Raw genomic sequence first — 25,612 nt, forward strand, 5'->3', positions numbered from 1 at the left:
TCGAACTCGGCGGGCCGAAGTCAGCCGCGCAGCAGCCGCCCGCCGACCACGCCCCGCACGGTATGGCCCGCCACCGTGGCCCACGCCCCCAGCAACAGCAGATACAGCGCCACCGCGAGCCAGGAGAGCACCGTCGCCCCTGTCGCCGCGGCCAGGGCCGCGGCCCCGGTGACGCAGGTCCCGACCGGGAAGGTGAAACTCCACCAGGTCAGCGTGAACGACAGCCCGCGCCGGATACCGTGCCAGGTCAGGGCCAGCGCGAGGCAGAACACGAAGGCGCCGAACCCGCCCATCACCAGTCCGTAGATCACTCCGAAGGCGTGCAGCGCGGCCACCGTCGCGCCGTCGGTCAGGACCGAACCAGCGTGAGCGGCAAGCAGATTGGCGGCGGTGATGGACTGACCGATCACGCCGAGCCCGATCCATACCGTGGGGACGGCCGCCACCTCACCGATGCCCCCGTGCACCATCCGGGAATACACCATGGTCAGGGTGATCAGCCCGGCCAGCAGGCTCAGCCCGAACATCGCGTAGCAGGCCATCAGCAGCGTCATCCCCGCCTGTCCCGGGCCGAGGTGCCCGAGCAGCAGGGCCCCGGTGGAGGCCGAGACCATCGGCGGAACCACCGGCATCATCCAGGCCGGCACCGCCACGGCCTCCGCGTGGTCGTGCCGGGTGATCATGGCGAACGGGAGCGCCACGCTCACCGCCAACCCCAGCGCGGTTCCCGCGGTCCACAGCACCACGTCGACGGCCAGTGCCGCGGACTCGCCGATCACCGGCGGCCCCAGCAGCATGGCACCGGCGCCCACGGTAAGCAGCGCCATCGCGGGAGCACCGTAGAACTGGCCCATGATCCGGTGCGCGGCATAGGCTTTGGCCTGCTCGCGGTGGCGCACCCAGTGCAAGCCGAACGCCGAGGTCAGCGCCACCAGCACGAGCGCGGCGAGCAGCCAGACCGCGGTGGCGAACTCGGGCAGGCCCGGGATGTGCCCGGGCAGGGTGGCCGCGGCGGTAGCCACGATGCCGGTGCCCATCACCGCGGCGAACCAATTCGGCGTGAGGTGGCGCAACGTCAGCCTGGGGCGGTCGAGTTCGGCGTACAGCGCGGTGTGGAAGGGGCGAAGGGCGAGTTCGGTGCTCACCCGTTCCATGCTGGGACGCCGCCGCGCGCGCCGGTAGCCGGCGCGCGCTTGTGGCGCCACAAGTCAGGCTTGTGACTCAGACGTAGCGGTTCCGGCCCGAGAGGGCGCCCGCCACCATTTGCACCGCGTACACCACCAGCGCCATCGTCCACGGCACGGTCCAGCCGCCGGTGCTGTCATGGAGCAGTCCGAATACGAACGGCCCGATCCCGGCCAGCAGATAGCCGAATCCCTGCACCATCCCCGACAGCCGGGCGGTGTCCTCGGCGTTGCGGGCCCGCAGCGCGATCACGGTGAGCGCCAGGGAGAACACGCTCATGCCGAGACCGACGAGCACGCTCCACAGCAGCGGGGACGCGCCGGGCGCGACCAGTAGGCCGATCATGCCGGCAAAGCCGAGCACGCCAAGGCCGATGATCCAGCCGCTCTGGGCGGACTGGCGTGCCGCCAGCGGCGCCACCACCAGGCTGATCGGCACCGCTAGCACCGACACCAGGCCGACCAGCAGCCCGGCGTCGCTCTTGCTCACGCCGGTGTCGATGAAGACCTCGGGCAGCCAACCCATCACGATGTAGGCCAGGAAGGACTGGCAGCCGAAGAACAGCGTGATCGTCCAGGCCAGCGGACTGCGCATGAGCGAGCGGCCGCCGCCGGTCGACGGATCGGTGGTGCGGACGTTGTTGATACCGCGGGCCGCCGCGAGCCAGAACACCAGGGCCAACGCCGCCAGGACCGCCCAGCTGCCGAGCGCCGCCCGCCAACCACCCAGAATCGGCTCCGCGAGCGGAGTCAGTGCCGAGCCGAGCGCCCCGCCGCCCTGCAGCGCGGCGGTGTAGATACCGGCCATCAGGCCGATCTGGGCCGGGAACGAACCCTTGATGACCACCGGGATCAGCACGTTGGCCAGGGCGATGCCCGCGGTCGCGACGAGCGTTCCGCCGATCACCACATACGGGCCGTCCAGCACCCGCAGCAGCAGGCCGATGCCGAGGGTGACCATCGCGACCGAGATCGCGCGGCCCAGCCCGATCTTCCGCGACAGCCAGGGCGCGGTCAGGCCGGCGGCCGCGAAACACAGCCCCGGCAGCGTGGTCAGGGCACCGGCCCAGACCGCCGACGCGCCCAGCGAGTCGCGCATATCGCCCAGCAGGGGTCCGACGCTGGTGATCGCCGGCCGCAGGTTGAGGGCGACCAGGGCCACCGCGACCACGAGCAGCGTGCCACCCGCCGCCATCACGCCGGGGCGGAACTCTACGGCGCCGTCGAGCTCGAGTTCGAGCTCATGCTCGTAGCATTCGAGCGATTCGGTGCGCGCGTTCGGAGTCACTCAGTTAGGGTGCCATACATCCCATGATTGGATGAAAGGGTTTTCGCGTGCCTCTCGTCACAACCCGGCGCACCGGCCTGGTCGACCAGGTCATCGCCCAGCTGCGCGCCTCGGTCGAATCCGAGGAATGGCCGGTCGACACCCGCATCCCCACCGAGCCCGAACTGGTCGAGGCGCTCGGAGTGGGCCGCAACACGGTCCGCGAGGCCATCCGCGCCCTGGCCCACAACGGGATCTTCGAGGTCCGGCAGGGAGCGGGCACCTATGTACGGGCCACCAGCGAGGTATCGGCCGCCCTGCGCCGGCTGTGCGGATCGGAACTGCGCGAGGTCCTACAGGTCCGGCGGTGCCTGGAAGTCGAGGGCGCCCGGTTGGCCGCGGCCTCGCGCACCGAATCCGATCTGGCCGAGCTGCGCGATCGCTACGCCCGCCGCGACACCGTCGACCACGAGGAGTTCATCCGCGCCGACACCGAATTCCACCTCGCGGTCATGCGCGCCTCCCACAACAGCGTGTTGATCGAGCTCTACCGCGGCCTCACCGAGGCCATCGCGGCCAGCGTGGCCAGCTCCAGCACCGCCTCGTCGGACATGTTCGCCCACGACGGCCTGATCGAGGCGATCGTGGACGGCGACGTGGAACGGGCCGGGCGTGAGGCCGGCGGCTTCCTCGACGAACTCCTGACCCAAGCCCCGGACTGCTGAGCCGGCCTACGATCTATACGTGCGCAATTGCGCACTTATTGACATACTGGCGGCGTGCCCACCGCCAACCCCCTGCAGGACCGCACGTTCCGGCGACTGTTCACCGCGCAGGTCGTTGCGCTTGCCGGCACCGGCCTGCTCACCGTCGCGCTTGGGCTTCTCGCCTACGACCTGGCCGGCGCCAGGGCCGGAGCGGTGCTCGGGACGGCCCTGGCGATCAAGATGGTGGCCTACGTCCTCGTCGCACCGGTCACGGCCGCGGTCACGGCGCGGGTGCCACCGAAAACGCTGTTGATCGCCACCGACGTGGTGCGTGCCGCGATTGCCCTCGGATTGCCGTTCGTCGACGCGGTGTGGCAGATCTATCTACTGATTTTCCTTCTGCAGGCCGCGTCGGCGACGTTCACACCGGCGTTCCAGACCCTGGTCGCGGCGATCCTCACCGGCGACGCCGGCTACACCCGGGCACTGTCGCTGTCGCGGCTGGCCTACGACCTGGAATCGCTCGCCAGCCCGGTGCTGGCCGCCGCGCTGCTGGCCGTGCTGCCCTACCCGGCACTGTTTGTCGGCACCGTCGCCGGATTCCTCTCCTCTGCGGCGTCCATCCTGTCGACCCGCCCCACGGTGGAACTCAGAAGTGAGCAATCGCAACGCTTTTGGGATCGAGCGCTGCGCGGCGCAAGGGTGATGTGGCGGACGACCGAGCTGCGCGCCCTGCTGGCTCTCGATCTGGTGGTTGCCGCCGCGACCGGACTGGTCATGGTCAATACCGTTGTGTACGTGCGTGATCTGTTCAATGCCCAGGCCAACGGCCTGGCGGTGGCGCTGGCCTGCTACGGCGCCGGGTCGATGGCGGCGGCACTGGGCGTGCCGCGGATCCTCACCATCACCTCGGATCGCACGGTGATGCTCACCGGCGCCGTCGCCGCCAGCGCCGGCCTCACCGCGACAACGGTTTTCCTCCTCATCTCGCCATCGGGAGTCGCGGGATGGGCCGCCCTGGCCACTCTGTGGGCGACCATGGGCGCCGCCACGTCGCTGGTGAACACCCCCGCAGCCCGGGTGCTGCGCCGCAACTGTTCGGCCGACGACCGGACACCGGTGTTCACCGCGCAGTTCTCCCTGTCGCATGCCGGGTTCCTGCTCACCTACCCGATCGCGGGCTGGGTCGGCGCCGCGCTCCACCAGGCCGTTGCCGCGCTGAGCCTGGCCACCCTGGCTACACTCGCGACATCGGCCGCGTTCCTCGCGTGGCCGCGCCGGGGGAAGGAACGGTATGGCACCGCAACCCGAGACACCGTCGCGGCACCAGGCGAGCCTGGTTCACGAGGGTGCGCCCGACCAGGAGCGGCTGGACGTGGCCAGCGAAACGTTCCGCATGCTGGCCGACCGGACCCGGCTGCACCTGCTGTGGCTGCTGGCCCGGGGCGAGGCCGACGTCACCGCGCTGGCCGACGCGACCGGCGGATCGCGCACCTCGATCAGCCAGCACCTGGCGAAACTGCGGTTCGCCCACATGGTGGACACCCGTAAGGACGGCCGGCGGGTCTACTACCGCCTGCGCGACGGCCACCTCAGCAGACTGGTCCAGGAGGGGCTCAACCACGCCGACCACCGGGTCACCGGGGAACCCGTCCACCCCTGATCAGAACGGCGCGTCGTCGAACCGGGCCCGCACCACCGGCAGCCGCAGCAGCAATCGCGCACCGCCCAGCGGGCTGGCCTCCAAAGCCGCGTCGCCACCGTGCAATTCGGCCTGCTGGGCGACCAGGGCAAGACCCAGCCCCGAGCCGGAGCGCGAGGCGGTGGACCCACGGGCAAACCGCTCGAACACCTCGGCCCGCTCCGCCTCGGGCACCCCGGAACCGTTGTCGTCGACCACGATCTGCACATCATCGGCGGAACTGACTGCGCTGAGCCTGATCTCGGTCGCGCCACCGTGTTTGACGGCATTGGCGATCGCATTGTCGATCACCAGCCGCAGCCCGGCCGGCATCCCCAGCATCAGCACGGTCGGCGACGGCATCAGCGTGGACCGCAGGCCAGGGTAGGTGCGCAGCGCATCGTGGGCGGCCCGGTCGAGCAGCTCGGTGACGTCCATCGGCACGAAATCCTCGACGGTGGTCAGCTCACCCTGGGCCAGCCGCTCCAGCGCCGTGAGGGTGCCCTCGATGCGGCTCTGGGTGCGCATCACGTCGCCGATCACCTCCTGACGCTGATCGGGGGTCATATCGAGGGTGGAGAGCACCTCGAGGTTGGTGCGCATCGCCGTCAGCGGGGTCCGCAGTTCATGGGAGGCCACGGCGGCGAAGTCGCGGGCCGATTCGAGGGCGGCCTTCGTCCGTTCCTGCTCGTTGCCGATCCGGGCGAGCATTCCCTCGACCGCCTCGGCGATCTCGACCGCCTCACGCACCCCGCGTACCTGCACCTCGTCGGGCTTGGACTGGGCGTTGATCGCGCGAGCCTGCTGGGCGAGCAGCCGGAACGGATCGATCATCACCAGCGAGATCACCCAGCCCACCACGATGGTGCCGGCGATCACCCCGGCACAGATCAGCACCACCCGCAGGTGCAGTTCGTCGATGCGGCGCTGGGTTTCGGCCAACGGCGCGCCAAGGGCGATGGAGGCCGGGCCCGTCGCGAAGGTCCTGACCCGGTACTCGACCCCGTCGATGGTGGTGTTGGCATAGCCGTTCTCCAACTGCGGCAACATGATATCGCTCGGTACGGATACCGTGACCCCGCCGATGTGGGCGGTGCGCACCAGCCCGCCGTCGTCGGGCATCGCGGCACCCGCCTGCCGGGTGTTGGTGAGCAGGGTGCTCACGTCGCCGAGGCTGCTCAGCGAGTCCAGCCGCCGGTCGAGCTGGGTGTACTGGTCGTTGGTCACCCCGATCCACACCCAGGTGCCCAGCGTCAGGACGAGTATCACCACCGACAACGCGGCGACGATGACGATGCTGCGCAGCGACAACACCCGCATGATCGGCCGGAGCACCGGCCGCAGCAGCCGGATCAGCCGCTCTTCGAAGTCCACCGGCGTCATCTTGCCCGATGGCGGTACGTCAACCCAGGGTTGACGATCCAGCATCGTCAACCTAGGGTTGACGCATGACCGAACCGGCCCCCGCCAAGATCACGAATCCCGTCCGCCTCGACGACCTCATCGGCGCGATCAAAAAGGCGCATACCGAACCACTCGACCAGCTCATCGACGCCGTCATCGCCGCCGACGCCCTCGGCGAGATCTCCGACCACCTGATCGGTCACTTCGTCGATCAGGCCCGGCGCTCCGGAGCGTCCTGGACCGATATCGGCAAGTGCATGGGCGTCACCAAGCAGGCCGCCCAGAAACGCTTCGTCCCCAAGGTTCCCGACTTCGATCCGGCCGCCCTCGATCCGAACGCCGGGTTCTCCCGGTTCACTCCGCGCGCCCGCAATGTCGTCGTCGCCGCGCAGAACACCGCCCACGATGCGGGCAACGCAGAGATCAGCTCGGATCATCTACTGCTGGCGCTGTTCGCCGACCCCGACGGGATCGGCGCCAAACTGCTGACCGGTCAGGGCATCGATGCCGACGCCGTCCGCGCTGCGGTGACCCTCCCGCCGCGGGCCGACTCCATGCCCGCCCTGATCCCGTTCAACAGCACGGCCAAGAAGGCGCTCGAGCTGACCTTCCGTCAGGCACTTCGCCTGGGCCACAACTACATCGGCACCGAACACATCCTGCTGGCGCTCTACGAGGCCGAGCCCGAGGACGGTGCGCTGCACCGGCTCGGCGCCGACCAGGAGCGATTCGAGACCGACCTGGCCGCCGCGCTGGAACCGTTCATGAAGAAGGCCGGGGAATGAAATCGGCCGACCCGGCTGTAGCAGTAGGCGTGAAACTCAACCAAGCCGCACGCGACCTCATCGGAGCCGGCGCCGACGCCACCCTGGTCACGCTGAACCCGGACGGCAGCCCCCAGGTGACGCTGGTGTGGGTGGCGTTGCAGTCCACGCCGGACGGCGACGAGCTGGTCAGTGCCCATCTCTCCGAATATCGGAAGACGCGCAACATCCGCCGCGATCCGCGGGTGGCCCTGACCATCGTCGGCGAGGCCGCACCGGGACAGCAGCGCCCCTACCTGTCCGTCGAGGGCACCGCCAGGATCGTCGAGGGCGGTGCACCCGAACTGCTCACCGAATTGGCCGAGGCGCTGCTCGGTTCCAGCGAGCACTTCCCGCCGCCGAACTCCCCCGACGGCCTACTGACCCGGATCCGCATCGACAAGGTCGGCGGCCTCGGCCCCTGGGCGGCCTGACCGGCGAACCGTCTGTAACACGTTTCAGTCTGTGCGATCATGCCAGGCATGCGTCGCTGGCTCGTATTCCTCGTCTCGGTCCTGACGGCGTTCGCCGGCGTGGCGGCCCCGCAGGCCGCCGCCGCCGGCGGGACCCCGATCGGCCGGATCGGCGACACCTTGCGCGTCGACTTCGAGGGTGTCGTGGCCGACGTCACCGTCCACGATGTCCTGGCCAGCGAGGTACCGCCCGGCTGGGGCTGGAACGGCTCACCGCGCTGGCGCGCCCAGGGCAGCCCGTGGCGGGCCCCGGTGACCGTCACCACGATCAAGGCGCCCAACCCGTATGCGATGGCGCTCGGGTTCGCCTTCAACGGGGTCACCCCCTACGCCGATGCCTACGCGCCGAAACACACCGACGCCCCCAATGCGCTGGAGGCCGCGCTGCGCAACGCGCCGCCGGGAGCGACCGTCAACGGCGATGTGTACTGGGACGTCTACCGCGCGCTGGTCACCAACGTAGTGCTGATCAATCCGCAGACCGGGACACACCTGGCCCAGTGGAATCTGTGGCAGCCGGGCGCGCCGCTACCGTAGGCCCGATGAGCTGAATTGATTGACGTCACAGCGGCCCGGCCCGGCGATCTTCCCGAACTCGCCGCCGTGGCCGCGGCCACCTTCCCGCTGGCCTGTCCCCCGTCGGCCACCCCGGACAACATCGCCGCGTTCATCGCCGAGCACCTGTCCGAGCAGCGCTTCGGCGAGTACCTCGCCGATCCCGACCGGATCGTGCTGGTGGCCCGCGGCGCCGGGATCACGGGGTACGCCATGCTGATCCGCGGCGTGCCCGACGACGAGGACGTCGCCCGGGCGGTGCCGCAGCGTCCGGCGCTGGAACTGTCCAAGATCTACGTCCGGCCCGAAAGCCACGGCGCGGGCGCGGCGACGGCGCTGATGGGCGCGGCACTGGACCGGGCCGCCGAGCTCGGGGTCGGCTGCGTCTGGCTCGGGGTGAACCAGGAGAACCGAAGGGCCCAGCGCTTTTACACCAAACACGGCTTCACGATCAACGGCACCAAGACATTTCGGCTTGGCGCGGGCGTCGAGCACGACTATGTGATGGTGCGGCCGATCTCCCCGTGCCGAGCAGACCCAAACCTGCCCCAAATCCCGTGAAAGTGGGCAGTTTTATGTCTGCTCGCCGAGGGAAGTCTGCGCGGCGGCGGTCAGCGCCAGCAGCCGGGAGGTGGCGCGCAGATACTTCTTGCGGAACCCGCCGGCCAGCATCTCCTCGCTGAAGATGGTGTCCAGTTTGGTACCGGAGGCCAGGACCGGGATCCCGGCGTCATAGAGCCGATCGGTCAGTGCCACCAGCCGCAGTGCCACGCTCTGGTCGTCGATGGGGTGCACCCCGGTGATGAACACCTCCGACACCCCCTCGATCAGGGCGTGGTAGCGCGACGGGTGCATGGTGGCCAGGTGCGCGCACAGCGCGTCGAAGTCGTCCAGCGTGGCGCCATCGACCCCGGCGGCGCGGTCGATCACCGCGGTGTCGGCGAGCGGCTCGGGGGCGGGCGGCAGGTCGCGGTGCCGGTAATCGGGGCCTTCGATGCGCACCGTGGTGAAAATCTGCGCAAGGGTGTTGATCTCGCGCAGAAAGTCCTGCGCCGCGAACCGGCCCTCGCCGAGCTGCTCGGGCAGCGTGTTCGAGGTGGCCGCGATCGACACCCCACGCTCCACCAGCGCCGAGAGCAGCCGCGAGATCAACGTCGTGTTGCCCGGATCGTCGAGTTCGAACTCGTCGATGCACACCACCACGTACCCGGCCAGCAGGTCGATGCATTCGGTGAACCCGAACACCCCGGCCAGCTGGGTCAACTCGCCGAACGTCGCGAACGCCGTCGGGGAACTGCCATCGGAGAGCGTGTAGTACGTCGACGCCAGCAGGTGGGTCTTCCCGACCCCGAACCCACCGTCGAGGTAGATGCCGACGCCGGGCAGCACCTCGCGCTTACCGAACAGCTTCTTCCTGCCGGCCCGGCGCACCGCGGCCTGCTCGCAGAACTGCCGGCACGACTGCACCGCCGCGGCCTGCGACGGCTCCGCCGGATCGGGCCGGTAACTGTCGAAGCTGACATCGGCGAAGGTCGGCGGCGGAACCAGCTGTGCGACCAACCGTTCCGGGGTCACCGAGGGATGACGATCGGCGAGATGGGCGACACCGCTGGACCCGTGCATGCACGCAGCGTAACGACGTGCTCAAATCATCCTTATGTCCGACGACGCCGCTGGGACACAGCTCACACTGCTAGGCCCGGTCGAAACGGTGGACGAGAGCCGGATCGGCGACTTCTACTCCTACCCCGACGACCTGCGGCGCTGCTGGGTGCGCGGCAACATGATCTCCAGCCTCGACGGCGGAGCCACCGAGGACGGCAAGTCGGGCGGCCTGGCCGGCCCCGGCGACCGCGCGGTGTTCAAACTCATGCGCCAGGCCGCCGACGTCATTCTGATGGGCGCGGCCACGGTCCGGATCGAGAACTACTCGGGGGCCCAGCTCTCGGTCGCCCAGCGCGAGGCCCGACAGCGCCGCGGCCAGCCCGAGGTGCCCCCGATCGCGGTGATCACCGCATCCGCCGATTTCGACCCGAACGCCAAGTTCTTCACCCGCACCGACGCCGCCCCGCTGATCCTGACCTGCACCGACACCGTCGCCGAGGCCCGGCGGCGGCTGGGCGCGGTAGCCGAGGTGCTCGACGCCTCCGGGCCGGATCCCGGCCGCGTCGACGCCGCCGCGGCGTTGCGGATCCTCGGTGAGCGCAAGCTCTACCGCGTGCTCACCGAAGGCGGGCCGTCGCTGCTGAGCCTGCTGATCGAACACGATCTGCTCGACGAGCTGTGCCTGACCGTGGCACCCGTCCTGGTCGGCGGGGTGGCACGACGCATCGCCACCGGGCCCGGCCAGACCCATGCCAGGATGCGGCCGTCGCACGTGCTGACCGACGACGAGGGCTATCTGTACACGCATTACGTCAGGGTCTAGCCCACTCGAGGTGTCGCTACTGTGGTCAGCATGCGTCGTCAGCTGTCCAGGCCCCTGCGCGTGCCGGCCGTCGCGGCCCTCGCGACCGCCATGACCCTGCTCACGGCCTGCACGCCGCTGTTCGCCGCCGACCCCCGCTACGCCACCGATTCGGGTGCCGGCCCGCAGGGCCAGCCCGAAACCACGAGCAACGCCCCGGCCGGCCCCGCGGCGATCGAAGCACCCAAGAACGACCTGTCCTGGCGGGAGTGCACCTCGCAGGTCTTCGGCGCCGCCGCGGTGCAGGCGGTACCGGGTGTCACGCTGGACTGCTCGACCTATGACGCCGACCTCGACTCGCTCAACGGCGCCCCCGGGTCGATACCGATCGGAGTGGTCCGGGCCCGCTCGGCCGACACCCCGAAGGACGCCGGACCGCTGGTCATGACGACCGGATCGGATGTCGCGTCCTCAGTGCAGCTGCCGATGTGGCTGTCCCGGTCGGGCACCGACGTCCTCAAGAGCCATCCGATCGTCGCCGTCGACCGTCGCGGTACCGGCATGTCGGACGCCCTGGACTGTCGCGACCTGTACGACCGCCAGGAAATGCTCGACCAGGCCCAGTTCCAGGCCGGCAACGATCCGGTCGCCAACCTGGGCACCATCACCATGACCGCGACCACCAGCTGCACCGACACCATCGCGCCCGGCGATTCGGCCTACGACAACGGGCACGCCGCCGAGGACCTCGAACGCCTCCGCAGCACCTGGGATGTGCCGACGCTGGCGCTGCTGGGCATCGGCAACGGGTCCCAGGTGGCCCTGGCCTACGCCGGATCCCGCCCCAACAAGGTGTCACGGCTGGTGCTCGACTCGCCGCTGCCGCTCGGGATCGGCGCCGAGGCCGCAGCCGAACAGAAGGTCAAGGGTCAGCAGGCCGCACTCGACGCGTTCGCCGCACAGTGCGTGGCCACCAACTGCCCGCTTGGACCCGACCCCAAGGGAGCGGTGGATGCCATGCTCGCCGATGCCGGAGCCGGACGCGGCCCCGGCGGGGTATCGGTGGCCACCCTCGCCGAGGCGATCACCACCGCGCTGGCCTTCCCGAAGGGCGACCGGATCGCCGCCACCAACGACCTCGCAGCGGCGCTCGCCGCGGCCAGGGACGGCGACCCCAATCCGGTGACCGAGCTGATCTCGCAGGCCGAAAGCCTGCGGCTGACCGATGGCCAGTTCGTCAACTCGTGCAGCGACGCACTCAACCGGCCCACGCCCGACCGGGTCCGCGAGCTGGTGGTCGCCTGGGGCAAGCTGTACCCGCAGTTCGGCACCGTCGCCGCGCTCAATCTGGTGAAATGCCTGAACTGGCCGAGCGGATCGGCGCCAGAGGACCCCCACGACCTCAAGATTCCGGTGCTGCTGCTGGGCGTCCAGAACGATCCGGTCGTCGGTAACGAGGGCGTCGCGGCGGTCGCCGCCACCATGATCAACGCCGGCGCCACCAGCCGGCGGGTGATGTGGCAGGGCATCGGTCACGGCGCCAGCGTCTACAGTTCGTGCGCACTGCCCCCGGTGACCGCGTACCTCGAAAGCGGCAAACCGCCCGAGACCGACACGTTCTGTCCCGCCTGACGCTTGGCCCCACAACCGTCGGTGTACGGTTCGCTGGTGGCGGCAGCAGATCCCATCATGTCCGGACTCGTAAAGGCTTTCCGTCCCCGCACCACCCCGCCCAGCATCGCGACCGTGCTGCGCTCGGTGCTGTGGCCGGTCGCGATCCTGTCGATCATCCACCGCAGCTATGTGTTGTCGACCAACGGCTACATCACCGACGACTTCGGTCCGGTGTACCGCGCGGTGTCGAATTTCCGGCGGCACTGGGACATCTACAACGAGAATTTCAATCAGGTCGACCCGCACTACCTGTACCCGCCGGGCGGCACGCTGCTGCTCGCCCCGTTCGGGTTCCTGCCCGAGTTCGCGTCACGCTTCTGGTTCGTCGCGTTCAACGCCGTGGCGATCATCATCGCCGCCTGCCTACTGGTACGGCTGTTCAAGTTCTCGCTGACCTCGGTGGCGCTGCCCGCCCTGCTGTTGGCCATGTTCTGCACCGAATCGGTCACCAACACCCTGGTTTTCACCAATATCAACGGCTGCCTGTTGCTGGCCGAGGTGCTGTTCTTCTGGTTCCTACTCAAGGACGGGACCCGCAACGAGCTGCTGGCCGGGGCGGCGATCGGGTTGACCCTCGTGGTCAAACCGCTGCTGGCGGTGCTGTTGTTGCTGCCGCTGTTGAACCGGCAATGGCGCACCATGATCACGGCATTCGGCGTGCCCCTGCTGTTCAACGCGGTGGCCTGGCCACTGTCGGCCGACCCGATGGGCTTCGTGCGCAACACCGTGCCCTACATCCTGGAGACCAGGGACTACTTCAACTCCTCGATCCTGGGCAACGGTATCTACTACGGGCTGCCGATGTGGCTGATCCTGCTGCTGCGGGTGCTGGCCGTCGTCCTCGCCGCAGTCAGCCTGTGGCTGCTGTACCGCTATTACCGCCAACGTGATCCGCTGTTCTGGATGCTCACCTCGTCGGGGGTGCTGCTGGTCGCGTCGTGGCTGGTGCTCGGGCTGGCCCAGGGGTACTACTCGATGACCCTGTTCCCGTTCCTGATGACGGTGGTGCTGCCGAACTCGGTGATCCGCAACTGGCCGTCCTGGCTTGGGATCTACGGCTTCATGACGATGGATCGCTGGCTGATGTGGCGCTGGCCGACCACCGGACGGTTCCTGGAGTACATGAAGATCACCTACGGCTGGTCGCTGCTGTTGGTGGTGGTGTTCTGCGTGCTGTACTTCCGCTACCTCGACGCCAAGGCCGATGACCGGCTGGATTCGGGAATCGACCCGCCCTGGCTGAGCCGTCCCCGGGAACCCGAATCAGTGTGACGCGAACTGCATGATCTGACCGGCCAGCCGGGTCCTGGTCTGCATCCGTAGCCCGTGCTGCGCGCAGACCTCGGCGAGTTCATCCGGGTTCACCAGCCGGAACGGGGAGCGGTCCAGCCGGTGGATCGCGGTCGCCAGCGGGCTGCGCACCAGGTCGTAGCCGGTGAACACACCACCGGGCCGCAGCACCCTGGCGACCTCGGCGATCGCCGGTTCCCAGTCGACGATGTGATGCAGCATCAGGCAGCTGAGCACCGAATCGAACGAATCGTCGGCGAACGGCAGGTCGGTGGCATCGGCGGGCTGCACGACCACACCGGCATACGCCCGCAGGCGCCGCGTCGCGGAGGCCACCATGGCCGGGTCGAAGTCGGTGGCCGTGAGCGTCAGATCCGGCCGGGACTGGGCCAGCCGGGCCGCGATGTCCCCACTGCCCGAACCGATTTCGAGGACGTCAGGACCGAGCCGATCGAGCGGCAGTTGCCCGAGAACTGCGGGTCCGCTGCCCGCACGCCACAGCATGCCCTGGCAGAAGGCTCGCTCGATCCGCGACATCGACGGCATACTCCACTCCCCTTGTCGGTGTTGGGCTTCCCCACCGAGCATCGGGCACCGGAGCGCACGACGCTTGAACGGATCCGTCCGGTCACCGCAGCGCACGCACGACGTCGCTGGGCGACATCCCGGTCAGCTCGCGACACACCCGGGTCGCGTGTGCGCCATCGGCGAAGCCGGCGAGATGGGCGGCATCGGTGATCGACGCGCCCTGCGACAGGTGCACGAGAGCGGCCATCAGGCGGGCCCAGCGCGCTGTGGCCGAGAACGAGGCACCGGTCTGCTGCCGGAAGAGCCGACCCAGGTAGTCCGGGGACAACGCCACCTCGTCGGCCACCGATCCCAGGTCGGTGCGGCTCGGCAACCGCGCCGCGATCGCTCCGATCGCCCGGCGCAGCTGCGGATGCACGGGCGCGTCCGGCTCCCCGCCGTGCGCCAGCAGACCCGAGATCACCACGTCGGCGGCACCGGCCAGGTCATCGGCGGACACCGCCGCCGCGGCGGCCTCGGCAAGTGCGTCGCCATCCTCGACCGCCCACAGGCCTGCCGTCCCCCGCATCCGGCTCATCGCGTTCAGCACTGTCGCCGTGGGGGTTTCGGGGCTCAGGTAGATCGACAGCGCGTGCCCGGCCCCCTCGGAGCGCAACGCGTGCCTGGTTCCGCCTGCCATCACGCCGACCCGGCACCGCTGGGCGGTCCCGTCGGCCGCGACCAGCCCCAGCGCACCGTCGACGCCCACCGCGAGCTGGACCGCGGGATGGTGATGCAGCTCGATGTCGCCGAACGAGCCCGCGACGATCATCTCGCCGGGCCTGCTGGTCCACGAACCACGCATACCGCAGGCTAACCCGGGCCAAGGCGTCCCTGGCGCGCATCACCCGCAGGCACGTAACTTGGAGTCATGACGACCCCTGGCCCCAAGCTGGAACTGACCGACGATGAATGGCGCGCCAAGCTCACGCCCCAGGAGTTCGCGGTGCTGCGCCGGTCCGGCACCGAGCGACCGTTCACCGGGGAGTACACCGATACCAAGACCGAAGGTGCCTACGAGTGCCGGGCCTGCGGTGCCGAACTGTTCCGCAGCAGCGAGAAGTTCGAATCCCATTGCGGGTGGCCGTCGTTCTTCGATCCGGCGGACTCCGACGCGGTGATCCTGCGGTCCGACGATTCACTGGGCATGCGCCGCGTCGAGGTGTTGTGTGCCAACTGCCACAGCCACCTCGGACACGTGTTCGAAGGCGAGGGCTACCCCACCCCGACCGACCAGCGCTACTGCATCAATTCGATTTCGCTGCGGTTGGTGCCGGTGCAGGGCTGAGCGCCCGGGCAGCCGCCGGGCCGGTGGCACGACGTACCGCGATGTCACCGGAGCCGGTGCGAACGTGCACCATCACGGTGTCGTCAGCACCGGCCGGACCGTCCGTGGCCTGCAGCCCGTTGGTGACCGTGCCGGATCTGGTCGCCAGTTCCAGGTGCGCGGCGGTGCCCTCCGGGATGCCGACCTCGATGTCACCGCTGGCGGTTTGCGCGCTGAGTGCGCCCGTGACGGCGGATGTGACCGCCACCGACCCGGAGGCCGCCTGGAATTTCGCATCTCCCTCAAGACGACCGATGGCCACATCGCCCGACGCAGTTGAGATCGTGACATTCCCCACCACCTCGTCCACGGTGACGTCGCCGGAAGCGGTGTCCGCCTTGATGTTCCCGGCTACGGCACCGATCCGGACATGTCCGCTCGCGGATGCGAACCGGCACTCGGAGTAGGTGCCGTCAGCATCGACATCGGCCGAGGCCGAGGACGCCTTCAGCCGGGAGTTGACGGGGAGCGCGATATCGATGCCGACGGCTCCTCCGCGCCCCAGCGACAGCACCCGCCGTCCGGCCGACACCGTCAGCGCGCCGCCGTGGTACTCGACCCGCGCCTGCTCGGCGGCCCGGACGTCGGACGCACGGTGGGGATCGCGCGGCCGGACCTCGACGACGGTGTCATCCCGTTCCGAGGCGATCAGACGCACTGCGCCGGCCACCACCTCGATGACGGCCGAGATCGGCTCGGGTGTCTGGAATGTGGTCATCTGATTCTCCCGTCGATCGGTTCAGCGGACCCAACCGCTGAAGTTCTTGTCGCCGGCCCGGGCCTGCGGCACCGCACCGTGCAGTGCCGCGCCCACCGCGCGCACCAGCCACGCGTTCACCGACAGTCCGTCACCGCGCGCGGCGGCGTCGACACCGGTGCGCAGGCTCTCCGGCAGGCGCAGGGTCACCCGCCAGGTGCCGCCCTCGTCCTCGGCGTCCGGTCCTGCCGGAGCGGGTATCTTCGGGGCCGGCCGGCCGGCCTCCTCGGCGACCGTGTCCACGGTGAACTCCGGGTCGCGGCCGCGCAGTCGGACTTCGACCGAGCCGGGTGCGAGCTCACAGGTGATCAGCTCGGCGGCTTCCGAAAGGGCTTCCAGCAATGCCAGCCGCAGGGCCGATTCCAGCGGAGCGGTCAATCGCTGTGCCAGGACCTCGGCGTCGGCCCCGCCCGCCGCCGCGGCCACGGCCAGTTCATGCCGGACGGCGTCGACGTATGGTTGCAAATCCATGGTGTCATGGTGACACCATTATGACGTCACTGCAAGCGTCAGATCTGACGTCACCCGGATGCGTCTAGTCCAGCCGGGTGGCGTGCACCTCCCAGAACGGCATGTGCAGGCGCCCCTCGACCAGCCACGGTTCGACCACCCGGAGCCGTTCCAGCAGCGGGCCCATCTGGTCGGCCATATCGGGGACGCGGGCGGCCATCGTCTCGAAGGCCTCGACGCTGACGTTGCCCTGATAGGTGGTCGTCCCCAGGTAGGTGATCTCCCATCCGCCGGCGGGAAGCACCTCACGGAAATCGTCGGCCGACATCGAACGCGGCATCTTGAACCCGTTGACGTTGTGCTCACCGAACTCGTACATGTAGAGCCGGGCACCGGGTTTGGTGGCGCGGTGCAGCGCCCGCACATAGGAGTTCTGCAGCTCCGGCGCACCGGAGAAGACGTGATAGAAGGCGGTGTCGACCACGGTGTCGAACCGGCCTTCCAGCCCGTCGAGCCTGGTCGCGTCGGCGACCCGGAAGTCGACCGAGACCCCCGCCTTCCTCGCGTTCTGTCCGGCCCGCTCGATCGCGGCGGGTGACGCGTCGATTCCGGTGGCCGACAGCCCCTTTGACGCGTAGTGGATGGCGTGGTGGCCCGGTCCGGTACCCGGGTCGAGCACCTCACCCTTGACGACGCCGAGGGCGACGAGTTGTTGCACCACGGGCTGCGGGCCGCCGATGTCCCACGGCGTCGCGGCGGGCAGCCCGTGCGATGTGCTGTCGTCGCGGTACATGCCTTCGAAATGATTGGGATCTTGTTGCGGTGTGGTCATGCCCGCGAGGGTAGACCTGCTAACTAAATCCGCTGGTCAAATCCCGTGCCGAACAGACACGCGGGTACCCGAGAATGCGCATTTCCGGGTACCCACGTGTCTGCTCGCGGAAGAACGGGTCAGGGCAGTCTGGCGATCAGATCCTCGACACTGACCCGGGGACCGGTGAAGAAGGGCGTCTCCTCGCGGGTATGGCGGCGCGCATCGGTGGCCCGCAGATCACGCATCAAGTCGACGATGCGGTGCAACTCCGGCGCCTCGAAGGCCAGGATCCACTCGTAGTCGCCGAGCGCGAAGGCCGGCACCGTATTGGCCCGCACATCCTTGTAACCGCGGGCCGCCATGCCGTGCTCGGACAACATCCGCCTGCGCTCCTCATCGGGCAGCAGATACCACTCGTAGGACCGCACGAACGGGTAGACGCAGATGTAATTGCCGGGCTCCTCGCCGGCCAGGAACGCCGGGATGTGGCTCTTGTTGAACTCGGCAGGCCGGTGCAGCGCCACACTGCTCCACACCGGATCGCTGGCCCGGCCCAGCGCGGTGGTGCGCCGGAAGTCCGAATAGGTCGCCTGCAACGCCTCGACGGTCTCGGCGTGGGTCCAGATCATGAAGTCGGCGTCGGCCCGCAGCCCGGCCACGTCGTAGAACCCGCGGACCACGACGCCCTGTTCCTCCCGACCCTTGATGAACGTCGCGGCCTCGTCGACGACGTCGGCGCGGTCCTCCCCGAGTTCACCCGGGCTCACCGAGAACACGGAGAACATCAGGTAGCGGATGGTGGAGTTCAACGCGTCGAAATCGAGCTTGGCCATACGCCTATCGTGCCACGCGGCTGTTCAGCAATGCGGCGGCCGCTCGGGTGGCCGCCCCCACACACGCAGGCACCCCGATGCCGTCGAGGTAGCCGCCTGCCACCACCAGCCCCTGCGGCAGCCCGGCCCGCAGCTGCGCGGCCAGATCGGCGTGTCCGGGACCGTACTGCGGCATCGCATCGATCCAGCGCTGCACGTGGCTGTCGACCGGATCCACCGTGACCCCGAACAGCGTGTTCAGGTCGCGGGCCGACCAGGCCAGCAGATCCTCGTCACCGGCGTTGCGCGCGGCGCTGCTCTCGGGCGGGTCGCCGAACCGCCCGAACGACAGCCGCAACAGCTCGACGTTGCCACGCCTGCCCCACTTGCGGGAGGACAGCGTGACGGCCTTGGCGTTGAGGCGCTCCCCCGCCGCAACCAGCACGCCCGACTGCTGCGGCAACGGCGTCCCACCCGGCAGCGCCAACGCCACCACGGCCACCGAGGCGACCCGGATGCGGCGCGCCGCGGCGGCCGCCCTCGGCGCGATGTGGCCGATCAGGTCCGGCAACCGCGGCGCCGGAACCGCAAGCACCACACCGTCGGCGCGCCACCGGCCGCCCTCGTCGTCGGTCACCTCCCAGCCCCGCGCGGCCCGTTCCACCCGGACCGCGGCCACCTGCGCCCATCGCACGGCGGCCCGGTTGAGCAGCGCCTCCAGCAGCACCGTGTAGCCGCCGTCGACCGCACCGAACACCGGGGCGCCGGTCGGCGCCGGCAGCGCCTCGCGAACCGCGTCGGTCAGACTGCCCGCACCCCGGTCCAGCGCGGCGGCCAGGGTCGGGACCGCCGACCGCAGACCGATCGTCGCGGCCGACCCGGCATACACCCCGGCCAGCAACGGGTCGACCGACCGGGTCAGGACCTGTGTGCCGAACCGGTCGCCGACCAGCTCGGCCACGGTCGGGTCGGCGCCGGGCCGCCAGCGCAGCGGGCGGGTGCGTTCGTCGAGGATGCGGGCCACGGTCGCATCGTCGACCAGCCCCAGCAGCGACGACGCCTGCGCGGGGATCCCCTGCAGCGTGCCCTGCGGCATCGGATGCAGCCGGGCACCGCTGTAGATCAGGGGCCGCGCCCCGGTCGTGGTGATCTGCCGGGCGGCCAGGCCCAGCTCGGCCAGCAGCGCGGGCAGCTCCGGCCGCCGGGCCACGAAGGCCTCGGCCCCGACATCGAGCGGCTGCCCGCCCACCCGCTCGGTGCGCAGCACCCCGCCGAGCCGGTCGGCCGGGTCCAGCAGCGTGATTTCGGCCTGCGGGCCCGCGGCCGCCCGCAGCCGGTAGGCCGCGACCAGACCCGAAATCCCGCCGCCGACAACGCAGTACGCTTCGGTCACAGCGAGTGCACCAGCGTCACCGCCTCGGTGATGACGCCGGGATCGGTGGACGGCAGCACACCGTGGCCGAGGTTGAAGATGTGGCCGGTGGCCCCGGCGGCCACCGCGCGCCGCCCGTCCTCGACCACCTGGCGCACCACGGGTTCGGCGACCGGCCACCCGGCCAGCAGCACCACCGGGTCGAGGTTGCCCTGGACCGCGGTGCCCGGTTTGATCCGGGCCGCGGCATCCACCAGCGCGGTGCGCCAGTCGACACCCACCACGGTGGCCGGAGCCGGGCCCAGCGCCTCCGACATCGCCCCGAGCAGTTCGGCGGTGCCCACCCCGAAGTGGGTCATCGGCACCCCGGCGGCGGCCATCGTGGCGAACACTCGACTGCTGTGCGGCAGCACATAGCTGCGGTAGTCGGCCAGCGACAGCGTCCCGGCCCAGGAATCGAAGACCTGCAGCGCGTCCACCCCGGCATCGACCTGTGCCCGCAGGAAGGCGATGGTCAGGTCGGTAAGCACCGTCATGAGCGCATGCCAGGTGGCCGGCTCGCCCAGCATCATCGCCTTGGTGCGCTCGTGGTGACGGCTCGGCCCGCCCTCCACCAGATAGGAGGCCAGGGTGAACGGTGCCCCGGCGAAACCGATCAGCGGCACCTCGCCCAGCGCCGACACCAGCAGCTTCACCGCATCCGAGATCGGCGAAACCCGCTCCGGATCAAGCGGTTTCATAGCATGCACGTCGGCGGCGGTGCGGATCGGATGGTCGATGACCGGCCCCACGTCGGGCACGATGTCGAGGTCGATCCCGGCGGCCCGCAACGGCACCACGATGTCGGAGAACAGGATGGCGGCGTCCACACCGTGACGACGGACCGGCTGCAGGGTGATCTCGCAGACCAGCTCCGGGTCGAAGCAGGCGGCCAGCATGCGGTGCTGGGCCCGCAGGGCCCGGTATTCGGGTAACGACCGGCCGGCCTGGCGCATGAACCACACCGGCGTACGGTGTGGGGTGCGACCGCTTGCGGCGGCCAGATACGGCGACTCGGGCAGCTCACGGCGGGTGTTCATCGGCTCCCATGGTGCCACGCGCCGATCCGGCGGGCTCTTGCGCGCTCAAGGTGGTATCGATACGGCGCGCCTGCCCGACGTCCTGGACAGATGGTCTAGCGTCAGTCGACGTGAGCTCTGCCGAACCGGCCCAGTTCCGGACGGCGGTGGAGGCGATGAATGCCACCACCGTACGGCCGGAGATCGAGCTGGGCCCGATCCGCCCGCCGCAGCGGCTGGCGCCCTACAGCTTCGCCCTGGGTGCCGAGGTCCGCCATCCCGAGACCACCGTCGTCCCGGAGCGCTCCGAAGGGGACGCCTTCGGTCGGCTGATCCTGCTGCACGACCCCGACGGTGCCGAGGCCTGGGACGGCACCATGCGTCTGGTCGCCTACATCCAGGCCGACCTGGATTCCAGCGAGGCCGTCGACCCGCTGCTGCCCGAAGTCGCCTGGAGCTGGCTGGTGGACGCGCTTGAGACCCGCGCCGAGCACGTCACCGCGCTGGGCGGCACCGTCACGGCGACCACTTCGGTGCGCTACGGCGACATCTCCGGGCCACCGCGGGCACATCAACTGGAACTGCGGGCGTCGTGGACCGCGACCACCGTGGAACTGGGGCCCCATGTGGAGGCGTTCTGCGAAGTCCTCGAACACGCCGCCGGTCTGCCGCCGGCCGGTGTCACCGACCTGAGCTCCCGCACGCGCGCGTGAGATGACAGACGGAGAGACCGAGAGTACCGGGCCCGGCGACGCGGAGGTGACACCGCTTCTGGCGCCGGCCGACGGCGTGCCCGAGTTGTGTGTCACCGCGGAGCAGATATCTTCTGCGGCAACCTTTCTGGACCGCGGCAGCGGCCCCTTCGCGATCGACGCCGAGCGTGCGTCCGGGTTTCGCTACTCCAACCGGGCCTATCTGATCCAGATCCGCCGCGCCGGTGCGGGCACCACGCTGATCGACCCGGTGAACCACGGCGGCTCCCCGATCGACACGCTGGCGCCGGTCTCGGCAACCCTGGCCGCCGACGAATGGGTGCTGCACGCCGCCGACCAGGATCTGCCGTGCCTGGCCGAGATCGGCCTGCGCCCCGGCAAGCTCTACGACACCGAATTGGCGGGCCGCCTGGCCGGATTCGAGCGGGTCAACCTGGCCGCGATGGTGCAGCGACTGCTGGGCCTGCAGCTGATGAAGGGCCACGGCGCGGCCGACTGGTCCAAACGACCGCTGCCGCACGACTGGCTGAACTACGCCGCACTCGACGTCGAGGTACTGCTGGAGCTGCGCACCGCGATCGCCGCGGTCCTCGATGAGCAGGGCAAGACCGATTGGGCCACACAGGAATTCGAGCATCTGCGGACCTATGCCCCGTCACCGACCCGGCGGGACCGGTGGCGGCGCACATCGGGCATCCACAAGGTGCGCAACCCGCGGGCGCTGGCGGCGGTGCGCGAGCTGTGGACCACCCGCGACGGTATCGCCCGTGGCCGCGACATCGCCCCCGGGCGCATCCTGCCGGACTCCGCCATCGTCAACGCCGCCACCGTCGACCCCAAAACCATCGAGGAACTGACCGCACTGCCGATCTTCGGCGGCGCCAAACAACGCCGAGGTGCCCGGGTCTGGCTCGATGCGCTCAACCGGGCCCGTGAGAACCCCGACCATCCGGAGGCCAACGAGACGCCCACCGGTCCGCCCCCCGCGGCCCGCTGGGCGCGACGCAAACCGGAGGCGGCCGCCCGCCTCGAGGCCGCACGGGCCGGCCTGACCGAAATCTCCGAGCGGGTGTCGGTGCCGACCGAGAACCTCATCACCCCCGAGGTGGTGCGGCGGCTGTGTTGGGACTGGCAGCCGGTGCCCGACGTGGCGACCGCGGTCGAGGAGTTCCTGGTGGCCGCCGAGGTCAGGCCGTGGCAGCGGGAACTGACGGTGCCGGTGCTGGCTACGGCACTCGCCGCCGACTGACACCGGGAAATGCCCTGGGCACGGCCGGGTATCACCGATTGCTCTTCAACCTACGGAAGCGTAACCTACGGTACCGTAGGTTATGTGCGCTCGCCCCGACCGGTGGCACAGGATGGAGTAGACGATGCCGGACCCACAGACGGACCTGTTACACGACCTCGAACCCGTCGTCGCCCAGAACCTGGACCGTCATCTGAAGATGGTCAGACCCTGGGAGCCGCACGACTACATACCGTGGAGCCGTGGCCGTGATTTCGCCTTCCTCGGCGGCGAGGACTGGGCACCGGAGGACTCCCCGCTGGATCCGGTGGCCAAGGCAGCGCTCACGGTCAACCTGCTGACCGAGGACAACCTGCCCTCGTATCACCGCGAGATCGCCACCCGGTTCGGGCGGGACGGCGCATGGGGCACCTGGGTCGGCCAGTGGACCGCCGAGGAGGGACGCCACAGCATCGCGCTGCGGGACTATCTCGTCGTCACCCGTGGCGTCGACCCGTCCAAACTCGAAGCTCTGCGCATGGAGCACACCATCGCCGGATACGACTCTGGCGACAAAACACCGCTCGCCGCCCTGGCCTACGTGTCATTCCAGGAATTGGCCACCCGCGTCTCACACCGCAACACCGGCCGGGCGTCGGGCTGTCCGATCGCCGACCAGCTGCTGGCCCGGATCGCGGCCGACGAGAACCTGCACATGGTCTTCTACCGCAACCTGATGGCCGCCGCGCTGGACATCGCCCCCGACGCCGCCGTGCGGGCCATCCGCGACGAAGTCATCGGCTTCACCATGCCCGGCGCGGGCATGACCGACTTCCACGAGAACTCGATCCTGATCGCGAAGGCCGGCATCTACGACCTCCGTATCCACCACGACGATGTGCTGCAACCGGTGCTGCGGTTCTGGCGGATCTTCGAACGCACCGACTTCGGCCCGGACGGTGAGCAGGCCAGGGCCGAGCTCGCCCAGTTCCTCGACGCCGTCGACGAACGGGCCCGCTTCTACGAGGAGAAGGCGGCGGCGCGCCGAGCCGCCGCCATGTCGGCGTAGCCGCCGACCTCCCGCGAGTGTGAATCTGGCGCGAAAAATCGGCGAAAAACTCGCAGTGGCTTCACATTCGCGAAGCTCAGTCGACCTGGTGGCCGACCCGCTGTTCGCTCATGTGGTTACCGATCGCGGCCACCCAGCCGGTGATCTGACGCGCGATGTGCCGATCGGTCAGCCCGACCTCGGCGAGCACCTCGCCTCGTGAGGCGTGCTCCTGGAACTCCTGCGGCACCCCGACGTCGCGGCACGGCACGTCGATCTCGTTGTGGCGCAACGCCGCTGACACCGAGGATCCGATCCCGCCGTGCACGCCGTTGTCCTCGAGGGTGACCACCAGCTTGTGGGTGCGGGCCAGCTCGCCCAGCGCATCGGGCACCGGGAGCACCCACCGCGGATCGACCACCGTCACGCCGATGCCCTGATTGCGCAGCCGCTCGGCCGCCGCGAGCGCCATCGGCGCGAACGATCCGACCGAAACCAGCAGCACATCCTCGGTCAGCCCGGATGCGGGCAGCGCGAGCACGTCGACGCCGCCGCGCCGCTCGACGGCCGGGATGTCCTCGCCCACATCGCCTTTAGGGAACCGGACGGCGGTCGGGCCGTCGTCGACACCCAGCGCCTCGACGAGCTCCTCACGCAACCGCGACTCGTCACGCGGGGCGGCCACCCGGATACCCGGCACGATCCCGAGAAGCGACAGATCCCACATCCCGTTGTGGCTGGCCCCGTCGGGTCCGGTGACACCGGACCGGTCGAGCACCAGGGTCACCGGCAGGTGGTGCAGCGCGACATCCATCAGCAACTGATCGAACGCCCGGTTCAGGAAGGTCGAGTAGATCGCCACCACCGGATGCATCCCGCCCATGGCCAGGCCCGCCGCCGAGGTCATGGCGTGCTGCTCGGCGATACCCACGTCGAAGAACCGGTCCGGATAACGGTCGCGGAACGCGCTCAGCCCGGTCGGGCCCGGCATCGCCGCGGTGATCGCCACGATGTCGCGGCGCTTGGCCGCGGCCCTGATCAGCTCATCGGAGAACACCGAGGTCCAGCCCAGCCCGGAGGCCTTGGTGGCCAGCCCGGTCTCCGGATCGATCACACCACACGAGTGCATCTGATCGGCCTCGTCGTTCTCGGCGGGCGGATAGCCCATCCCCTTGCGGGTCACGACGTGCACGATCACCGGCGCGTTGAACCCGCGGGCATGTCGCAGGGCGTTCTCGACGGCGTGCTCATCGTGGCCGTCGATCGGGCCCACGTACTTCAGGCCGAGGTCGGTGAACATCACCTGCGGCGCGATCGCATCCTTGATACCGGCCTTGATGCTGTGCATGCACTGGTAGCAGAACTCGCCGAGAACGGGCAGGCCGCGCACGGCCTTTCGGCCCTCCTCCAGCAACCGTTCGTAGCCGGGCTGCAGCCGCAGCCCGGCCAGGTGATCGGCAAAGCCACCGATGGTCGGCGCGTAGCTGCGGCCGTTGTCGTTGACGACCACGACCACCGGGCGGCCGGCGGCCGCGATGTTGTTGAGCGCCTCCCAGCACATGCCACCGGTCAGCGCGCCATCCCCCACCACGGCCACCACGTGGCGGTTGCGGTGGCCCTGCAGTTCGAACGCCTTGGCCAGGCCGTCGGCGTAGGACAGCGACGAACTGGCATGGCTGGACTCGACCCAGTCGTGTTCGCTCTCGGCGCGCGCCGGATACCCCGACAGCCCGCCCTTGCACCGCAGCGAGTCGAAATCCTGGCTGCGCCCGGTCAACATCTTGTGTACGTAGGCCTGGTGGCCGGTGTCGAAGACGATCGGGTCGTGTGGCGAATCGAACACCCGGTGCAGCGCCAAAGTCAGTTCCACCACACCCAGATTCGGGCCGAGATGCCCACCGGTTGCAGCGACCTTGTGGATCAGGAACTGACGGATCTCCTGCGCGAGATCACTCAGCTGTGATTGCGACAGGTGCTGCAGATCAGCGGGACCGCGGACCTGTTCAAGCATTCCGCCAGTG

At 69.5% G+C, this 25,612-nt stretch carries 26 protein-coding genes and 1 pseudogene; 14 read left to right on the forward strand and 13 right to left on the reverse strand.

The features are described 5' to 3' along the window. Positions 1 to 20 precede the first annotated feature (20 nt). Positions 21 to 1,145 carry a TDT family transporter gene (locus tag ACWDTP_RS03810; protein WP_450016732.1) on the reverse strand — a complete coding sequence of 375 codons (1,125 nt, stop codon included), beginning with the start codon at positions 1,143 to 1,145 and terminating at the stop codon, positions 21 to 23. Positions 1,146 to 1,221: 76 nt separating this feature from the next. Further along, positions 1,222 to 2,379: a CynX/NimT family MFS transporter gene (locus ACWDTP_RS03815; RefSeq protein WP_450016845.1), complete on the reverse strand. Its 1,158-nt coding sequence runs from the start codon at positions 2,377 to 2,379 to the stop codon at positions 1,222 to 1,224. A gap of 140 nt (positions 2,380 to 2,519) precedes the next feature. Here ACWDTP_RS03815 and ACWDTP_RS03820 point away from each other — a divergent pair, with 140 nt between their 5' ends. From ACWDTP_RS03820 to ACWDTP_RS03830, 3 genes and pseudogenes are all read left to right on the forward strand, one after another. Continuing rightward, positions 2,520 to 3,176, forward strand: coding sequence for a FadR/GntR family transcriptional regulator (locus ACWDTP_RS03820; protein WP_450016734.1), 657 nt, complete (start codon positions 2,520 to 2,522; stop codon positions 3,174 to 3,176). Positions 3,177 to 3,230: 54 nt separating this feature from the next. After that, positions 3,231 to 4,097: pseudogene (locus ACWDTP_RS03825) on the forward strand (MFS transporter); the annotation flags it as partial. A gap of 355 nt (positions 4,098 to 4,452) precedes the next feature. After that, entirely contained in the window at positions 4,453 to 4,821 is a 369-nt protein-coding gene (locus ACWDTP_RS03830; RefSeq protein WP_450016736.1) for an ArsR/SmtB family transcription factor, read from the forward strand. Here ACWDTP_RS03830 and ACWDTP_RS03835 read toward each other — a convergent pair whose 3' ends face one another. Then, complete coding sequence (locus ACWDTP_RS03835) at positions 4,822 to 6,213, reverse strand: sensor histidine kinase (protein ID WP_450016738.1); 1,392 nt, start codon at positions 6,211 to 6,213, stop codon at positions 4,822 to 4,824. 74 nt (positions 6,214 to 6,287) lie between these two features. Here ACWDTP_RS03835 and ACWDTP_RS03840 point away from each other — a divergent pair, with 74 nt between their 5' ends. The 4 genes from ACWDTP_RS03840 to ACWDTP_RS03855 are packed head-to-tail and all read left to right on the forward strand — an operon-like array spanning position 6,288 to position 8,635. Next, positions 6,288 to 7,028 carry a Clp protease N-terminal domain-containing protein gene (locus ACWDTP_RS03840; RefSeq protein ID WP_450016740.1) on the forward strand — a complete coding sequence of 247 codons (741 nt, stop codon included), beginning with the start codon at positions 6,288 to 6,290 and terminating at the stop codon, positions 7,026 to 7,028. Positions 7,029 to 7,057: 29 nt separating this feature from the next. Further along, positions 7,058 to 7,480, forward strand: a complete 423-nt coding sequence (locus tag ACWDTP_RS03845; RefSeq protein WP_450016742.1) for a PPOX class F420-dependent oxidoreductase — start codon at positions 7,058 to 7,060, stop codon at positions 7,478 to 7,480. Between the two features lie 48 nt (positions 7,481 to 7,528). Continuing rightward, the gene (locus tag ACWDTP_RS03850) at positions 7,529 to 8,056 is read left to right on the forward strand and encodes a hypothetical protein (protein WP_450016744.1); all 528 of its coding nucleotides are present in this window, start codon (positions 7,529 to 7,531) and stop codon (positions 8,054 to 8,056) included. A 15-nt stretch (positions 8,057 to 8,071) separates the two neighbouring features. After that, complete coding sequence (locus ACWDTP_RS03855) at positions 8,072 to 8,635, forward strand: N-acetyltransferase family protein (protein WP_450016746.1); 564 nt, start codon at positions 8,072 to 8,074, stop codon at positions 8,633 to 8,635. Positions 8,636 to 8,647: 12 nt separating this feature from the next. Here ACWDTP_RS03855 and zapE read toward each other — a convergent pair whose 3' ends face one another. Next, complete coding sequence (gene zapE, locus ACWDTP_RS03860; RefSeq protein WP_450016748.1) at positions 8,648 to 9,697, reverse strand: cell division protein ZapE; 1,050 nt, start codon at positions 9,695 to 9,697, stop codon at positions 8,648 to 8,650. Positions 9,698 to 9,731: 34 nt separating this feature from the next. On the opposite strand from zapE, the gene ACWDTP_RS03865 reads away from it, so the two are divergent. From ACWDTP_RS03865 to aftC, 3 genes are read left to right on the forward strand one after another with little or no spacing between them, the layout of a single operon-like run. Beyond that, on the forward strand, positions 9,732 to 10,502 hold the full coding sequence (locus ACWDTP_RS03865; RefSeq protein WP_450016749.1) for a pyrimidine reductase family protein: 771 nt from the start codon (positions 9,732 to 9,734) through the stop codon (positions 10,500 to 10,502). 30 nt (positions 10,503 to 10,532) lie between these two features. After that, complete coding sequence (locus ACWDTP_RS03870; RefSeq protein ID WP_450016751.1) at positions 10,533 to 12,113, forward strand: alpha/beta hydrolase; 1,581 nt, start codon at positions 10,533 to 10,535, stop codon at positions 12,111 to 12,113. Positions 12,114 to 12,134: 21 nt separating this feature from the next. After that, entirely contained in the window at positions 12,135 to 13,427 is a 1,293-nt protein-coding gene (aftC, locus tag ACWDTP_RS03875; RefSeq protein WP_450016847.1) for an arabinofuranan 3-O-arabinosyltransferase, read from the forward strand. On the opposite strand, the gene ACWDTP_RS03880 is transcribed toward aftC, so the two are convergent. Next, entirely contained in the window at positions 13,419 to 13,982 is a 564-nt protein-coding gene (locus tag ACWDTP_RS03880; protein WP_450016753.1) for a class I SAM-dependent methyltransferase, read from the reverse strand. The two genes, aftC and ACWDTP_RS03880, sit on opposite strands and share 9 nt — an antisense overlap. Positions 13,983 to 14,073: 91 nt before the next feature. Next, complete coding sequence (locus ACWDTP_RS03885) at positions 14,074 to 14,817, reverse strand: helix-turn-helix transcriptional regulator (protein ID WP_450016755.1); 744 nt, start codon at positions 14,815 to 14,817, stop codon at positions 14,074 to 14,076. A gap of 66 nt (positions 14,818 to 14,883) precedes the next feature. Here ACWDTP_RS03885 and msrB point away from each other — a divergent pair, with 66 nt between their 5' ends. Further along, positions 14,884 to 15,300, forward strand: a complete 417-nt coding sequence (gene msrB, locus ACWDTP_RS03890) for a peptide-methionine (R)-S-oxide reductase MsrB (RefSeq protein WP_450016757.1) — start codon at positions 14,884 to 14,886, stop codon at positions 15,298 to 15,300. Here the strand turns inward: msrB and ACWDTP_RS03895 are convergent. From ACWDTP_RS03895 to hemE, 6 genes are all read right to left on the reverse strand, one after another. After that, on the reverse strand, positions 15,260 to 16,057 hold the full coding sequence (locus ACWDTP_RS03895) for a DUF4097 family beta strand repeat-containing protein (RefSeq protein ID WP_450016759.1): 798 nt from the start codon (positions 16,055 to 16,057) through the stop codon (positions 15,260 to 15,262). The genes msrB and ACWDTP_RS03895 overlap by 41 nt on opposite strands. A 21-nt stretch (positions 16,058 to 16,078) precedes the next feature. Continuing rightward, positions 16,079 to 16,567: a histidine kinase gene (locus tag ACWDTP_RS03900; RefSeq protein ID WP_450016761.1), complete on the reverse strand. Its 489-nt coding sequence runs from the start codon at positions 16,565 to 16,567 to the stop codon at positions 16,079 to 16,081. 64 nt (positions 16,568 to 16,631) lie between these two features. Beyond that, positions 16,632 to 17,378, reverse strand: a complete 747-nt coding sequence (locus ACWDTP_RS03905; RefSeq protein WP_450016763.1) for a class I SAM-dependent methyltransferase — start codon at positions 17,376 to 17,378, stop codon at positions 16,632 to 16,634. 119 nt (positions 17,379 to 17,497) lie between these two features. Then, positions 17,498 to 18,193, reverse strand: coding sequence for a hydrogen peroxide-dependent heme synthase (hemQ, locus tag ACWDTP_RS03910; RefSeq protein WP_450016765.1), 696 nt, complete (start codon positions 18,191 to 18,193; stop codon positions 17,498 to 17,500). A 4-nt stretch (positions 18,194 to 18,197) separates the two neighbouring features. Then, the gene (locus ACWDTP_RS03915; protein WP_450016767.1) at positions 18,198 to 19,565 is read right to left on the reverse strand and encodes a protoporphyrinogen oxidase; all 1,368 of its coding nucleotides are present in this window, start codon (positions 19,563 to 19,565) and stop codon (positions 18,198 to 18,200) included. Continuing rightward, positions 19,562 to 20,623: a uroporphyrinogen decarboxylase gene (hemE, locus tag ACWDTP_RS03920; protein ID WP_450016768.1), complete on the reverse strand. Its 1,062-nt coding sequence runs from the start codon at positions 20,621 to 20,623 to the stop codon at positions 19,562 to 19,564. The genes ACWDTP_RS03915 and hemE overlap by 4 nt, the downstream gene beginning before the upstream one ends. A gap of 155 nt (positions 20,624 to 20,778) precedes the next feature. Here hemE and ACWDTP_RS03925 point away from each other — a divergent pair, with 155 nt between their 5' ends. The 3 genes from ACWDTP_RS03925 to ACWDTP_RS03935 all read left to right on the forward strand — a co-directional run bounded on the left by ACWDTP_RS03925 (position 20,779) and on the right by ACWDTP_RS03935 (position 23,612). Then, the gene (locus tag ACWDTP_RS03925; protein ID WP_450016849.1) at positions 20,779 to 21,315 is read left to right on the forward strand and encodes a DUF3000 domain-containing protein; all 537 of its coding nucleotides are present in this window, start codon (positions 20,779 to 20,781) and stop codon (positions 21,313 to 21,315) included. Position 21,316: 1 nt separating this feature from the next. Further along, entirely contained in the window at positions 21,317 to 22,564 is a 1,248-nt protein-coding gene (locus tag ACWDTP_RS03930; protein ID WP_450016770.1) for an HRDC domain-containing protein, read from the forward strand. Positions 22,565 to 22,688: 124 nt separating this feature from the next. Continuing rightward, the gene (locus tag ACWDTP_RS03935; RefSeq protein WP_450016772.1) at positions 22,689 to 23,612 is read left to right on the forward strand and encodes an acyl-ACP desaturase; all 924 of its coding nucleotides are present in this window, start codon (positions 22,689 to 22,691) and stop codon (positions 23,610 to 23,612) included. Positions 23,613 to 23,688: 76 nt separating this feature from the next. Here ACWDTP_RS03935 and dxs read toward each other — a convergent pair whose 3' ends face one another. Beyond that, a complete protein-coding gene (gene dxs / locus ACWDTP_RS03940) occupies positions 23,689 to 25,602 on the reverse strand; it encodes a 1-deoxy-D-xylulose-5-phosphate synthase (RefSeq protein ID WP_450016774.1) in 1,914 nt (637 codons plus the stop codon). Positions 25,603 to 25,612: the final 10 nt, after the last annotated feature.

It is taken from the genome of Mycobacterium sp. NPDC003449 (assembly GCF_053588415.1).